Source organism: Phascolarctobacterium succinatutens (assembly GCF_958453765.1).
Lineage (GTDB): Bacteria > Bacillota > Negativicutes > Acidaminococcales > Acidaminococcaceae > Phascolarctobacterium_A > Phascolarctobacterium_A succinatutens_B.
This window is the reverse complement of the sequence record NZ_CAUDZA010000015.1, coordinates 1-14,316: the sequence shown is the minus strand read 5'-3', so window position 1 is coordinate 14,316 and position 14,316 is coordinate 1. Positions and strand designations below refer to the sequence as shown.

11 protein-coding genes are annotated in these 14,316 nt (G+C 48.6%); 10 read left to right on the top strand and 1 reads right to left on the bottom strand.

Annotation, left to right across the window (positions count from 1 at the left end; genetic code table 11):
• Positions 1-32: 32 nt before the first annotated feature.
• Positions 33-1,448: a glucose-6-phosphate isomerase gene (locus Q7Q81_RS07070; RefSeq protein ID WP_368502118.1), complete on the top strand. Its 1,416-nt coding sequence runs from the start codon at positions 33-35 to the stop codon at positions 1,446-1,448.
• Between the two features lie 74 nt (positions 1,449-1,522).
• Here the strand turns inward: Q7Q81_RS07070 and Q7Q81_RS07065 are convergent, their stop codons facing one another.
• Entirely contained in the window at positions 1,523-2,833 is a 1,311-nt protein-coding gene (locus tag Q7Q81_RS07065) for an acyltransferase (protein ID WP_304274804.1), read from the bottom strand.
• A 252-nt stretch (positions 2,834-3,085) separates the two neighbouring features.
• On the opposite strand from Q7Q81_RS07065, the gene Q7Q81_RS07060 reads away from it, so the two are divergent.
• From Q7Q81_RS07060 to Q7Q81_RS07020, 9 genes are all read left to right on the top strand, one after another.
• Positions 3,086-4,042 (top strand): aspartate carbamoyltransferase catalytic subunit, encoded by a 957-nt coding sequence (locus Q7Q81_RS07060; protein WP_040564652.1) that lies wholly within the window; start codon positions 3,086-3,088, stop codon positions 4,040-4,042.
• Positions 4,026-5,321, top strand: coding sequence for a dihydroorotase (locus tag Q7Q81_RS07055; RefSeq protein ID WP_304274802.1), 1,296 nt, complete (start codon positions 4,026-4,028; stop codon positions 5,319-5,321). Before Q7Q81_RS07060 ends, Q7Q81_RS07055 begins: the two co-directional genes overlap by 17 nt.
• Complete coding sequence (locus Q7Q81_RS07050) at positions 5,306-6,385, top strand: carbamoyl phosphate synthase small subunit (protein WP_304274799.1); 1,080 nt, start codon at positions 5,306-5,308, stop codon at positions 6,383-6,385. The genes Q7Q81_RS07055 and Q7Q81_RS07050 overlap by 16 nt, the downstream gene beginning before the upstream one ends.
• A gap of 2 nt (positions 6,386-6,387) precedes the next feature.
• A complete protein-coding gene (gene carB / locus Q7Q81_RS07045; RefSeq protein WP_304274795.1) occupies positions 6,388-9,597 on the top strand; it encodes a carbamoyl-phosphate synthase large subunit in 3,210 nt (1,069 codons plus the stop codon).
• A gap of 2 nt (positions 9,598-9,599) precedes the next feature.
• The gene (locus Q7Q81_RS07040; protein ID WP_304077061.1) at positions 9,600-10,367 is read left to right on the top strand and encodes a dihydroorotate dehydrogenase electron transfer subunit; all 768 of its coding nucleotides are present in this window, start codon (positions 9,600-9,602) and stop codon (positions 10,365-10,367) included.
• Positions 10,361-11,326, top strand: a complete 966-nt coding sequence (locus Q7Q81_RS07035) for a dihydroorotate dehydrogenase (protein WP_293809504.1) — start codon at positions 10,361-10,363, stop codon at positions 11,324-11,326. Before Q7Q81_RS07040 ends, Q7Q81_RS07035 begins: the two co-directional genes overlap by 7 nt.
• Before the next feature lie 63 nt (positions 11,327-11,389).
• Positions 11,390-12,106 (top strand): orotidine-5'-phosphate decarboxylase, encoded by a 717-nt coding sequence (pyrF, locus tag Q7Q81_RS07030; RefSeq protein WP_021719580.1) that lies wholly within the window; start codon positions 11,390-11,392, stop codon positions 12,104-12,106.
• Between the two features lie 4 nt (positions 12,107-12,110).
• Positions 12,111-12,692, top strand: a complete 582-nt coding sequence (pyrE, locus tag Q7Q81_RS07025; RefSeq protein ID WP_293392852.1) for an orotate phosphoribosyltransferase — start codon at positions 12,111-12,113, stop codon at positions 12,690-12,692.
• A gap of 456 nt (positions 12,693-13,148) precedes the next feature.
• Positions 13,149-14,270 (top strand): ISL3 family transposase, encoded by a 1,122-nt coding sequence (locus Q7Q81_RS07020; protein ID WP_304274790.1) that lies wholly within the window; start codon positions 13,149-13,151, stop codon positions 14,268-14,270.
• Positions 14,271-14,316 lie beyond the last annotated feature (46 nt).

Sequence of the window (14,316 nt, the reverse complement as noted above, 5' to 3'; positions counted from 1 at the left end):
TGGGAGTGTATATTTTGGATTATAAAATTGTTATGCCCAGTGGTATTGTTTTTGACTTCAGCAATATGGTTGGAGCGGGCAGACTGCAAGCGCAGGAAGTGGAGCAGGCACTGCAGCAGCAGGGAGCCGTAGCCGAGAAGGCTGTGTGCGAGCTGCGCCGTACCGGTTTTTCCAAGAAGCATTTATCTAAGGACGGCACGCCGGAGCATGTTTACTTTCCGCGGATGCCATATATTGCTGACGGCAACCCCAATACGGAGCAGTCGATTATTAAGCTGATGCGCTACAGCAAGCATCTGCGCAGTAAAGATGTCGTAATCTTTTTGGGCGTTGGCGGCTCCTACTTGGGCAACAAGGTGCTGTTTGATGCCTTTGGCGGTTATCATTGGAATACCAGTGCAACACTGCGCCAAGGCCAGCCCTGCATTTATTTTTCCGGCAATAATCTTGATCCGGTGGACTGCAACAGCTTGCTGTTCAAGATGCGCCGTATGGCTGGAGTAAGTGCGCAAGAAGGCAAGAAGCTAAAGATTATGCTGGTGCCGATTTCTAAATCCGGTACTACGCTGGAAACAATTTCTGCCTTTACGTATTTCTATGATAATCTGTCTAAAAACGCAGATATCGACCTTGACTGCACGGTAGTTACTGATTTAAAGGCTCCGGTGGAAAATGCGCCGCTTTTGCAGCTGGCGGAAAAATTTGGCTGGGAGCGCTTTGACATCAAGGAGGGCATTGGAGGACGCTTCTGCATTATGACTGACCCGGGACTCGTAACGATGGCTGCCTTGGGCGGAGATATCGAAGAGTTTTTGCGCGGTGCGCGTGATATGGATATCTATTGCCAGCAGGCAGAGCTTGCGGAGAATCCTGCGCTGCTCAACGCTTTGCTGAAATTCATGGCCTATGAGCGCGGACGTGATATTGAAGTGTTCATGCCGTACAGCATGCGCCTGAAATCGTTGAGCGAATGGTATGTGCAGCTGCTGGCGGAATCGCTTGGCAAGCGCCGTAACCGTGAGGGTGCAACTGTTTACTACGGAAGAACGCCGATTGTTGCTGTCGGCACAACGGATATGCATGCACAGACACAGCAGCATCAGGACGGCCGTCTGAATAAGGTGGTGCAGTTCCTGGAGGTTGCCAATCCTGAGGTTGAGGCAGTTTTGCACAATCCTTTTGCCGATGTACCGTTCTTTGATAAATACGAGGGCATGGATATGGCGAAGGCGCTCAAGGCGGCACTGAATGCCAATGAAGCGGCGCTGACGGGTGATAACCGTTACAATGCGCGCTTTACACTGCCGAAGCTGAATGAGTATTATCTTGGTCAGCTGATGTACTTTTTGATGCTGACGATTGCCTATGAGGGCGAGCTGGCGGATGTGGATGCATTTGACCAGCCCGGCGTTGAGGTATATAAGAAATTAATGAAGGCTCAGCTGTAAAATTTAAAATGGCAAAAAAAGTAGACGTTGTATGCTTGAAAAAGCACGCAACGTCTTTTTGCTTTGTATTAAACTCACCGTTTGCCAGTAAACAGCAGCTTTAAGGTACTTGCATTAGCAAACACCTTTGTCAGCAGGATGCTGAGGGCCAGCGAGCCGAGCACCAGCAATACGTAGGAAAGGGCTACCTTTTTAACGGTCATGATGATGCCGAAATGGTTATAGGCGCTGCTGAGCCAGTCCAAAAGCAACGGATGCACAAAGTAGATGAGCATAGAATAAGCGGAGAGGATGCTGATGGCTTTATAGAGGAGGTTGGCGAGGGAACCCCTCTCAGTCACCTTGCGGTGACAGCTCCCCGACGCTAAGACCCAGCTTGTCGTGAGCTTGCGCGGCGACAAGCTGTTGGTCGTGCTAATGTCGCTTGCGACGACAAGGGGAGCCTCAGTATGCGATGTTGCTTGATGTATATCTAGTGCATTGGGAGCCTCTGTATGTGCTTTTGCCTGCGCCTTGCGCTCCAGCCAATCCAGTGCCAGGCAGAAGAAGAGCAGTGAGCCTACGGTGTAGCAGAGTCCCTGCGGGCTGAGCTGGTGATAGGTGTTGGCCAGATCAATCAGCGTGTAGCCTTTGACCGTAACTGCTTCGTAACAGCTTTGTACGTCCCAGGCAACGCTTGCAGCAAAAATTATGCATACCATGGCGCTGTATCTGCGCAGGAGGGCGATGAATTTTTCCCAATAGCAGGCTGCCAGGCCGCCGCTTATAAAAATAAGTAAATAATGCAAGGGAAGATAGTTGAGGCGATAATCAAAGAAATTTTTAGCCAAGACGCTCCAACCCGCTGTATTCAAGCCCGGATGCGTTGTCCACCAGTTGAAAGCAAGCTGGAAAATGAATAAAAGCACTAGCATGAACGGCATGCTTTGATGTATAATTATACGCAGAAGCCGGCGCCAGAGCGGATAGCTTGCATAAAACCACAGCAGGATGACCATAAAATACAAATGGTAGCAGCCCAGGCCGAAGAATAAAACATAGGCCACATGCAGCGGATTCCAGCTGACGAAGCCCGGTGGCAGAATCAGCCAGAAGTAGAGCATGTAAAAAAACGACCAGCTGAGATAGGGCAGGCCTGCTCCCCGCAGACGCTTCTTCATAAAGTCGATATAGTTCAGCCGGCTGCCGCTTAAAAGGCCTTTATCCGTACAGGCCAGACCGTAGCCGGAGATAAAGAAAAAGGAGGGGACACTGTAACGGCTTAAAATCTCCAGTAATAAGTAAAGAGTAAAGTTGTTGGGGGCAAGTGCCAGGCTGCCGATATGAATACCGATGACGCCAAGCATGCAGATGCCACGCAGATTATCTATAATGGTGTTTCGCATAATTACCTCGCTAATTTTTAATCTTCTTTATTATACTATAAGTAAAAAAATCCTGCCAAGATTTTACCTCGAAATATTTGACGTATTCTTCATTAAGGTGTAAAATATATACAATCAATTTGCACCTTTAAATTGGTCCTGTGAGACTGCAAGGTATAAGTTATTATGAAACCTAAGGCCTTTTTGCACCATCATGGGATGAGAAGGCCTTTTATTATGCAATTTTATTATAAAAAACAGGAGGTAAAGCTAATGGCTAAATCAAATGTATCTCTGGGTGGCAGAGATATACTGGATCTGGAAAGCCTCAGCGTTGAGGAAATCGAGCTGGTTTTGAAAACAGCTGAGGAAATGAAGAAGATTATGAAGAGGGATATCAAAAAGGTGCCCTCACTGCGCGGTAAATCTATCATCAATCTGTTCTATGAGCCCAGTACACGTACCCGTACATCCTTCGAGCTGGCAGGCAAATATCTGGGTGCCGATGTAGTAAACATCACTACATCCTCTTCCAGTGTTGTCAAAGGTGAATGCCTGCGCGACACCATCCTGACTGTACAATCCATGGCTTGTGATGCGATTGTTATGCGTCACCCCATTGAAGGCGCTGCAGCTTATGCTGCTAAGGTTGCAGACCCTGTAATCATCAACGCCGGCGATGGCGCACACGCACATCCTTCTCAAGGCTTCCTGGATATGTTTACTATCCGTGAGCAGGGCAAAAACCTGAAGGGCTTGAAAATGGCAATTATCGGCGATATTCTCTACAGCCGTGTTGCCCGCACCAATATTGCTGCCTGGACTAAAATGGGCGCTGAGGTACACGTTGCAGGTCCTATGACTCTGCTGCCGCATGACATCGCTTCTCTGGGCGTTACCGTACACAAACGCGTTGAAGAAGCAATCGAAGGCGCTGACGTAATCGATATCCTGCGTATTCAGCTGGAGCGTCAGCAAAAGGGCCTGTTCCCGTCTCCGCGTGAATATGCACGTATCTTCGGTATTAACGAAAACCGCCTGAAGCTGGCTAAGCCTGACGTAACCGTGCTGCATCCCGGCCCGATGAACCGTGGTCTGGAAATCTCCTGGGAGGTTGGTTACTGCGATAACGCCGCAATCCGTACTGAGGTACAAAACGGCGTAGCTGTACGTATGGCACTCTTATTCTTGACTTTGACAGGAGGTAAACACATTGAAAACGTTGATTAAAAACGGCAGGGTAGTAGATCCCAGCCAAAAATTAGATGCTGTAATGGATATCCTCGTTGAGGATGGCAAAATTAAAGCTTTGGGCAAGAATATTGCCGAAGCTGCTGACGAGGTTTTTGATGCAACCGGCCTCGTAGTAACTCCCGGTCTGATTGACGTACACACTCATATGCGTGAGCCCGGCCTGGAAGCTAAGGAAGATATTATCAGCGGTACCAAGGCTGCTGCTGCCGGCGGTGTAACCACCGTTGCCTGCATGCCGAATACCAAGCCTGTTATTGATACCTCCATCGTAGTAAGCGGTATTAAAGAACGCGCTCGCGAGGAAAGCTACGCTAACGTTGAAGTTATCGGCGCAATCAGTAAGGGCGAAAAGGGCGAAGAGCTGGCAGAGATGGGCGACATGGCAGAAAAAGGCGCTATGGGCTTCTCTGATGACGGCCACTATGTAAAGAGCTCCCGCCTGATGGTGCTGGCTGCCAAATATGTAACTGCTTTTGACAAACCGCTGCTGTGCCATGCAATTGATCCTGAGCTGGATTCCGAAGGCTACATGCATGAAGGCGCTGTTTCCGCACGTATCGGCGTACCGGGCGTACCGGCAATCAGCGAGGATATCGCTGTTGCACGTGACTGCATCATCGCTGAATACACCGGCGCACATGTACATATCTGCCACGTTGCCTCCAAGGGTGCAATCGACATCATCCGCCAGGCTAAAAAACGCGGCGTAAATGTTACCAGTGAAGTAACCGTACATCATCTGACTCTGACTGATGAGGCTTGCGCTGATTACAATTCCGCAACCCGCGTTAACCCGCCGCTGCGCAGTGCAGACCACGTACAGGCTATGCGTGAGGCTGTTCTGGACGGCACTGTTGACGCAATCGTTACCGACCACTCCCCGCACGCTCCGGAAGAAAAGGATGTTGAATTCCGTTATGCTCCGAACGGCTTCTGCGGTCTGGAAACCTCTCTGGCAGTAATGCTGACTGACTTATATCACACCCATGTATTTGATTTGAATACTATTATCAGCAAAATGAGCTGCGAGCCTGCTAAGCTGTTCAAGCTTGCCGGCGGTACTCTGAAAGAGGGCAGTGTTGCTGATATCACTATTATGGACCTGAATAAAAAATGGACTGTTGACAGCTCCAAATTCTATACCCGCGGCAAATTCACCCCGTACGAAGGTAAGGCTTGCACCGGCAAGGCTGTTGCCACTATGCTGCACGGTAATTTTGTAATGAGGGATGGTGTAGTATGCACGAAAAAGTAAGGAAAGGAAAATTAGTTTTAAAAGATGGCAGCGTTTTTGAAGGCACTCTGTATGGTGGCAAACGCAATGCTGTAGGTGAGGTTGTATTCACCACCGGCATGAGCGGTTACCAGGAGACCTTGACCGACCCGTCCTTCTGCGGTCAGATTGTAGTAATGACCTATCCGCTGGTAGGCAACTATGGCTGCAACCCGCTGTTTAACCAAGGCAAGAAATGCTTCTTCCAGGGATTCGTTATCGGCGAGCTGTGCGATTGCCCCAGCAACTGGCGCAATGAGCAGAGCCTGGAGGACTTCCTGATTGAACAGGATATCCCGACCTTAGCAGGTGTAGATACACGTGCTATCACCCGTAAAATCCGTAATCACGGCGTACTGCAGGGCGTAATCGTTCCGGCAGAAATGCCTGATGATGAAGTACAGAAGCTGCTGGATTTACCGGCAGTACACAACCAGGTTGAGCAGGTTACTACTCACGAGGTTTACACTATGGGCGAGGGCAAGCTCCATGTAGCTGTTATGGACTTCGGTATTAAACGCAATATCCTGAAATCCATTGAAGCTTTTGGCTGCCGCCTGACAGTATTCCCTGCTTCCGCTACCGCAGAAGAGGTACTGGCATGTGATCCGGACGGTATCTTCCTGTCCAACGGCCCCGGCGACCCGAAGGATTTGCCTGAGGTTATTGAAAACATTAAGAAATTAATCGGCAAGAAACCGATTTTCGGTATCTGCCTCGGTCATCAGCTCATGGCTTTGGCTAACGGTGCTGATACCTATAAAATGAAATTCGGCCATCGCGGTATCAACCAACCGGTAAAATACCTGACAACCGGCCGCATCTACATCAGCGCCCAAAACCACGGTTATGCTGTAGATGAAAAATCTCTGGAAGGCAAGGGCATCAACATCAGCCACATTTCCATGAACGACGGTACTATCGAAGGCCTGGAATACACCAAGCATCCTACATTCACCGTTCAATATCATCCGGAAGCCTGCCCTGGCCCTGGTGATCATGATTATTTGTTTAAACATTTTGTTGATATGATGGAGGGTCGTTAATTATGCCGAAACTTAAAGATGTTAAAAAGGTTCTCGTTATCGGCTCCGGCCCTATTATTATCGGTCAGGCAGCAGAGTTTGACTATGCAGGCACCCAGGCTTGCCGTGCTCTGAAGGAAGAAGGCCTGGAGGTTGTACTGATTAACAGTAACCCTGCAACCATTATGACTGATGTGCATGTGGCTGACCGTGTATATGTTGAACCTATCAGCGTTGAATTCATTGAAAAAATTATCAAACGTGAGCATCCTGATTCCCTGTTGGCAACACTTGGCGGTCAGGTTGGCCTGAACATGGCTATGAAACTGGAAGAGCAAGGCATTCTGAGCAAATACAACGTTCGTCTGCTGGGCACTCAGATCAGCGCTATCAAACGTGGTGAAGACCGCGAAATGTTCAAGGAAACTATGGAGAAAATCCATCAGCCGATTCCTGAAAGCACTATCGTAGAAACCATTAAGGATGCTTGCGACTTCGGCAAGGAAATCGGTTATCCGCTGATTGTCCGTCCTGCGTATACCCTCGGCGGTACCGGCGGCGGCATTGCTGAAAACGAGGAAGAGCTGATTGACATCGTGCAAAAGGGCCTGGGCTACAGCCCTATCGGTCAATGCCTGATTGAACGCAGCATCGCCGGCTGGAAGGAAATCGAATACGAAGTAATCCGCGACGCTGCTGATAACTGCATCACTGTCTGCTCTATGGAAAACCTGGATCCTGTTGGCGTACACACCGGTGACTCCATCGTTGTGGCTCCAGCACAGACTCTGAGCGATAAAGAAGTACAGCTGCTGCGTCAGGCTTCTATCGATATCGTGCGTGAGCTGGGCGTAGTTGGCGGCTGTAACGTACAGCTGGCTCTCGACCCGTACTCCGAAAACTATTATGTAATCGAAGTTAACCCGCGTGTAAGCCGTTCTTCCGCACTGGCTTCCAAAGCTACCGGTTATCCGATTGCTAAGGTTACCAGCAAAATTGCTGTCGGCTACAACCTGGACGAAATCGAAAACGCTGTTACCAAAAAGACTAAGGCTTGCTTCGAGCCTACCATTGACTATATCGTACTGAAATTCCCGCGTTGGCCGTTCGATAAATTCGTAACCGCTGACCGCACCCTGGGTACTCAGATGAAGGCTACCGGTGAGGTTATGGCAATTGAGCGCAGCTTTGAAGCTTCCATGCTGAAAGCAGTTCGTTGCCTGGAAATCGGTCTCAATCATCTGGAAATGCCTGAGCTGAAGGCTTTGAGCGATGAAGAGATCCATGACCGCATCAAACGCATTGATGACGAGCGCTGCTTCGTTGTTGCTGAGGCTATCCGCCGCGGTATTACTCTGGAAGAGATTCACGATATCACCAAGATTGACCTGTGGTTCCTTTCCAAAATCCAAAACATCATTAAAATGGAAAAAGCTTTGGAAACTCACGAGCTGACTCCGAGCCTGCTGCGTAAGGCTAAGAGAATGGGTTTTGCCGATGCTGTTATCGGTAAACGCGTAGGCAAGACTGAATTTGAAATCCGCGATATGCGTAAGGCTAACGGCATTCTGCCGACCTACAAAATGGTTGATACCTGCGCTGCGGAATTTGAAGCTGCAACCCCGTACTACTATTCCTGCTACGAAACCGAGGATGAGGTTGAAGTAAGCGACAGAAAGAGAGTAGTTGTACTCGGCTCCGGTCCTATCCGTATCGGTCAGGGCGTAGAATTTGACTACTGCTCCGTACACTGCGTATGGGCGTTGAAGGAAATGGGCTATGAAACCATTATCATCAACAACAACCCGGAAACCGTTTCCACTGACTTCGATATTTCCGATAAGCTGTACTTTGAGCCGCTGACTGTTGAGGATGTTCTCAACGTTATCGACAAAGAAAAACCGGAAGGTGTTATCGTTCAATTCGGTGGTCAGACCGCTATCAACCTGGCAGGCCCGCTCTCCCGCGCAGGCGTGAAGATTCTGGGCTCCTCCGTTGACAGCATCGACCGCGCTGAGGACCGTGAACGTTTCGATGAGCTGCTGACAAGCTGCAATATTCCGCGTCCGCAGGGCCACACCGTATTCGATACCGAGGGTGCGCTGGTTGCTGCCCACAAGGTTGGCTATCCGACCATGGTTCGTCCTTCCTACGTACTGGGCGGCCGTGCTATGGAAATCGTTTATAACGATGACGAGCTGCGCAACTACATGACCTATGCCGTTAAGGCTTCTCATGAGCATCCGGTACTGGTTGACCATTACCTGCAGGGCACTGAGGTAGAGGTTGACGCTATCTGTGACGGTAAGGAAGTATTAATCCCCGGCATCATGGAACACGTTGAACGTGCAGGTGTACACAGCGGTGACTCCATCGCCGTATATCCGCCGCGTAGCCTGAGCGAGAGTGTTATCCGTACCATTATCGAATACACCAACAAGATGGCTTTGGGTCTGGAAGTTAAGGGCATGATCAACATTCAGTACATCGTTCGTGACGAGCATGTCTATGTAATCGAGGTTAACCCGCGTTCCTCCAGAACTGTACCGTTCCTGAGCAAGATTACCGGCATATCCATGGTAGATGTTGCTACCAGATGCGCAATGGGCATGAGCCTCAAAGAGCAGGGACTGCAAGCAGGCCTGCGCTTCTTCCCGGACTACTATGCTGTTAAAGCTCCTGTATTCAGCTTCAATAAGATGAGCAACGTAGATATCACCCTTGGACCTGAAATGAAATCCACCGGTGAGGTTATGGCCTGCGACTATCAGTATAGCCGTGCGCTGTATAAGGCCTGCATCGCTTCCGGTATCAATGTACCGCACGAGGGTGCCATCCTGATTACCGTTGCTGATATGGATAAGCCTGAGGCAGTTGCTATTGCCCGTGGCTTTGAAGAGCTGGGCTACACTGTTATCGCAACCGACGGGACTGCGGAATATCTGCAGCAATACGGTGTAACTGTTGAGGTTGCTACCAAAGTAAGCGAAGGTCATCCGAACCTGATTGATGATATCAAGAGCGGCCGCATCGGTATGGTTATCAACACCACCAACCACGGCCGTGACGCTGAACGTGACGGCTTCAAAATCCGCCGTTCTACCGTAGAGCATGCAATTGCCTGCCTGACCTCTATGGATACTGCACGTGAGCTGCTGAACGTTATGAGCGCAATGCGTCGTCGCAGCGTTGTACGCGTTACCGCTCTGCAGGACCTGACCTGGGAGGATTGATTATGTCTAAAACTATTGCGAGTGCCAAGGTAATTGGTCAACGAGTTTTAAATAGTACGACAAAATTAATAAATGTTTATGCACCGGAAATCGCTGCCGAGGCTGTCCCCGGACAGTTCGTCAACGTGAAGGTGTGCAAGAATACTGCTCCGCTGCTGCGCCGTCCCTTCGGCGTAGCAGGAGTTAACAAGGCTGAAGGCAGCATCACCATGATCTACCGTATCATTGGTGAAGCTACTCATATTCTGGCTGACGTTTGCAGCGGCGACGAGCTGAGCATCGTCGGTCCGCTGGGACACGGCTTTGATATGAGCGCCAAAAAACCGCTGCTGGTTGGTGGCGGCTTGGGCCTGGCTCCGCTGCTGTTTTTGGCAGAGGGCTTCGGTGAGGGCAATACCGATATCCTGATGGGCGGCCGCAGTGCCGAGGAATTGTTCTGGACCAAGCTTTATGAAAGCCTCAGCAAAAATATTTACCTGACCACCGATGACGGCAGTGTCGGCACTAAGGGTACTGTAATGGCCCTGCTGCCGCAGCTGTTGAAAGAGGGTGGCTATGACTGCGTATACGTTTGCGGTCCTGTACCGATGATGCGCGCAGTTGCTAATGCCTGCTTAGAAGCTGGCGTAAAATGTCAGGTATCTCTGGAAAAATACATGGCCTGCGGTCTTGGTGCGTGCCTGTCCTGTGCCTGCGAAGGCATCGGCAAGCGCATCAAGGTCTGCAAGGACGGCCCGGTATTCTGGGCAGAGGAGGTAGGAGAATGGTAAAAGCATTGTATGATGGCCGTCTGGCAGTTGATATTGCCGGACTGAAAATGGCTACTCCTGTTACTACCGGCTCCGGCACCTTTGGCTTTGGCCTGGAATTTACCGATTTTCTTGACCTGGAAAAGGTTGGCGCTGTTACCGTAAAGGGTACTTCCTTAGAGCCTGCGGCAGGCAATAAGGGCCAGCGTGCGGTAGAAACCCCGTCAGGTATGCTGAACTGCATCGGTCTGGAAAACCCCGGCAGCGAGTACTTCTTGGAGCACACTCTGCCTGAGCTGAAAAAATATAACGTACCTGTGATTGTCAACATCTACGGCCATACCCCCGAGGAATACGGCGCTGTTGCCAAAAAGCTGGATGTAGACGGTGTTGATGCAGTAGAAATCAACATCTCCTGTCCGAACGTAAAAGAGGGCGGTATTGTTTTCGGCACTGTGCCGGAAGCAGCTGCTGAGGTTGTACGTGCTGTTAAGGCCAACACCGGCAAAATGGTTATCGCCAAGCTTTCTCCGAACGTAACTGATATTGTGGTGATGGCGAAGGCTGTAGAAGCAGCAGGTGCGGATGCAATTTCCATGATTAACACGCTGCTCGGTACCAAGATTGATATTGAGCGTCAGCGTCCTGTACTCGGCAACGTAACCGGCGGCCTCAGCGGTCCTGCTGTACGTCCGGTAGCAGTGCGCCTGGTTTACCAGGTGGCGCAGGCTGTGCATATCCCCATCATTGGCATGGGCGGCATCATGTGTGCCGAGGATGCAATTGAGTTCATGCTGGCAGGCGCAAGTGCGGTAGCAGTTGGCACCGCAAACTTTGTACAGCCTGATATCGCTGAAACCATTGCTCATGGTATGCTGGCATATCTGGACAGACACAACGCGCAGAATATTTCTGAAATTGTCGGGTTGGCATTACCGAATGGCAAGGCAAGCATGCCGTTGTTTAACGAAGCTGAATAACGACGATTTATAACGTTATTCTCCGGCGTCCTGAAAAAATATATTTGATAGGGAGATTTTCTCATGCAACATGATGATAGATTAATAGTCGCACTCGACTTTCCTACATTGGAACAGGCTAAGGCTTGCGTTGTCGAATTGGGTGACGCAGTAAGCTACTACAAGGTTGGCATGGAGCTTTATTATGCAGTAGGCAGCGAAATTATCCGCTTCTTGAAGGAACAGGGCAAGCATGTTTTCCTGGACCTCAAGCTGCAGGATATTCCTAACACTGTTGCTCATGCACTTACCGTACTCAGCGATTTGGGTGCAGACATGATGAACGTTCATGCTGTCGGCGGCAAAAAGATGATGGCAGAGGCTGTTAAGGCTGTGCATGAGGCTGCTGAGGCAGCAGGCCGTCCGGCACCGAAGCTGATTGCTGTAACCATTCTTACCAGCATGGATGATGAACAGTTTGCTGATTTGAATTATAAAAATACCATTGCCGAGCAAGTTATCAGCCTGGCTAAGCTGGCTAAGGAAGCAGGCATGGACGGCGTTGTTGCTTCTCCTAAGGAAGCTGCAGCTATCCGTGAGGCTTGCGGCCCCGAGTTCCTGATTGTTACCCCGGGCGTGCGTCCTGCGGGCAGCTCTTTGGATGACCAGAAGCGCGTAGCAACACCGGCAGGCGCTCTGCAAAACGGCAGCAGTCACATCGTAGTAGGCAGACCTATTACTAAGGCTGAAGCAAGACAAGCAGCAGCATTGGCAATTGTAGAAGAGATTAAAGGAGTGTAAGCAAATGGCAGTTTTAGAAGAAAAAGATGTTATGAAAATGCTCGAGGAAACCGAAGCAGTTCTCCATGGTCACTTTTTGCTGACCAGCGGTCTGCACAGCCCTATGTATGTTGAAAAATTCAACGTACTGCAGCATCCTAAATATACCGAGCGCCTGTGCCAGGAAATCGCACGTCGTTATGAAAACGACAATGTTGAACTGGTAGTTGGCCCGATGACCGGCGGTATCCTGCTGGCTCACGAGGTTGGCAAGGCTCTGGGCACCCGTGCTATCTTCACCGAGCGTGAAAACGGCAAAATGACTCTGCGTCGTGGCTTCCAAATTCCGGCAGGCACCCGCGTACTGGTTGTTGAAGATATCGTAACCACTGGCGGCAGTGTTAAAGAGGTTATGGAAGTAGTTAAAGAGCATGGCGGCGAGCTCGTAGGCGTTGGCCTGCTGGTTGACCGCAGCGGCGGCAAGGTAGACTTCGGCGTTCGCACCGAAGCTCTGCTGCACCTGAACGTAGAAACCTTTGATCCGGCAACCTGCCCGCTGTGCGCTAAAGGCATACCGTTCACCAAACGTGGCAGAACTGGTAAATGAGACACAGTTTGTCGCAAGCGTAGCGACGCGAGAAACTGAATGTCGAATTATCCTCGCTTGCGACCGAACAGGGAGCAAGAAAGAGGATAAATGACACCCGATTTGTCGCGAGTGTAACGAAGCGAGAAATCGAAATGGCCGCGCTGTCCTCGCTTGCGACCGAATAGGGAGCAAGAAAGAGGGCAAGTAAGCTCCAATTTGTCACGAGCTTTGCGAAGTGAGAATTTGTTGAGCGCGCTATCCTCGAAGAGGGCGAGTAAGCTAATCTAACATAAATTTCAAAGCACCTGTTTATCGGTTCTATAATAAGTGTTGGGGTCTTGGTCTAAAATAAGATTGAGACCACCAGCACTTATTTTTTATTAAAGACAAAAAAATAAAGCATAAGTGCTGGAAATGTAGTAAAATAATCATTGGCTAAAATAATCACAACTACAAAGGAGAACCAGTCAGCTTATGCTTCAAGACAATTATACACAAGATTTACCGATTTTTAAAGGGGTTACTGTAAAATATTTTAGAGAAAGTGAGGACAATAATAGCTACGAGGCTTTTATCGAAATGCCGGTAAAAGAACATCATTGCCCTCATTGCGGTTATATAACTACTTATATCAAAGATTACAGGTTACAGAAAGTCAAAGATTTATCTCTAGCTGGAAAGCCGTTAAAAGTTACTATCAGCAAACGCCGCTACATCTGTAAAAACTGTAACTCTACTTTTACAGAAAACAATCCGTATATCAAAAGATACTGTCATTTCCCTCAAAGGTTTTATTTTGAAGCCATCAAAGAAACCTTCAATCTACAAAGCTTTTCTGCTATAGCCAGAAGGTTTGGAACATCTGTAACAAGCATTATCAGATGGTTCGACAATATCAATTATCCTAAAGCAGAATTACCAAGCTGTATAGCTATCGACGAGTTTAAAGGTAATACTGGCGGCAAAAAATTTCAATGCAATCTTTCTAACCCCGTTGAACATAAAATCATAGATATATTACCCAACAGAGATTCAGCAGATTTGTGTAAATATTTCTTGGACTATCCTTATGAAAAACGAGCTAAAGTTAAGAAAGTGGTTATGGATCTAAGTACATTATTTCGTTCTGTAGCTAAAAAGATCTTCCCTGAAGCCAAGATAATAGCGGATAAGTTCCATGTTATCAGGGTAGTAACAAACAGCCTCGAAAACACTAGAAAACGTATTCAGAAAGAATTTCATAATGCTAAGAGGAAATGGTTTAAGAGAAGCCGCCGACTGCTTCTTAAACCTGAATATAAATTGACAGACGAGGATAAAATAGAATTAAATAGAATGTTAAATTCTTCACGCGAGCTTGAAAAAGCTTGGTTGTTGAAAGAATTATTCCATGAAATTTTTAAAGAAAAGGAGCGCAAAGCAGCTAAACGTCAGTTAAGAGATTGGCTGTTATTGGCTGCCGAACTTTCTGTTCCCGAATTCAAACATTGTATTATTACTTTCACTAATTGGAGCACAGAAATAGCTAACATTGTTAGTGAGAATATTTCAAATGGCTTTATTGAAGGCAGTAATAACAAAATAAAAGTGCATTAGTCCATTACTTGTGGTTGGGTCGACCTAGTCCAATTTTTGTGCTCGA

Coding starts and splice junctions, on each gene's coding strand:
- Q7Q81_RS07070 (WP_368502118.1), top strand. CDS start 33: ATGCCCAGTGGTATTGTTTTTGACTTCAGCAATATGGTTGGAGCGGGC.
- Q7Q81_RS07065 (WP_304274804.1), bottom strand. CDS start 2,833: ATGCGAAACACCATTATAGATAATCTGCGTGGCATCTGCATGCTTGGC.
- Q7Q81_RS07060 (WP_040564652.1), top strand. CDS start 3,086: ATGGCTAAATCAAATGTATCTCTGGGTGGCAGAGATATACTGGATCTG.
- Q7Q81_RS07050 (WP_304274799.1), top strand. CDS start 5,306: ATGCACGAAAAAGTAAGGAAAGGAAAATTAGTTTTAAAAGATGGCAGC.
- carB (WP_304274795.1), top strand. CDS start 6,388: ATGCCGAAACTTAAAGATGTTAAAAAGGTTCTCGTTATCGGCTCCGGC.
- Q7Q81_RS07040 (WP_304077061.1), top strand. CDS start 9,600: ATGTCTAAAACTATTGCGAGTGCCAAGGTAATTGGTCAACGAGTTTTA.
- Q7Q81_RS07035 (WP_293809504.1), top strand. CDS start 10,361: ATGGTAAAAGCATTGTATGATGGCCGTCTGGCAGTTGATATTGCCGGA.
- pyrF (WP_021719580.1), top strand. CDS start 11,390: ATGCAACATGATGATAGATTAATAGTCGCACTCGACTTTCCTACATTG.
- pyrE (WP_293392852.1), top strand. CDS start 12,111: ATGGCAGTTTTAGAAGAAAAAGATGTTATGAAAATGCTCGAGGAAACC.
- Q7Q81_RS07020 (WP_304274790.1), top strand. CDS start 13,149: ATGCTTCAAGACAATTATACACAAGATTTACCGATTTTTAAAGGGGTT.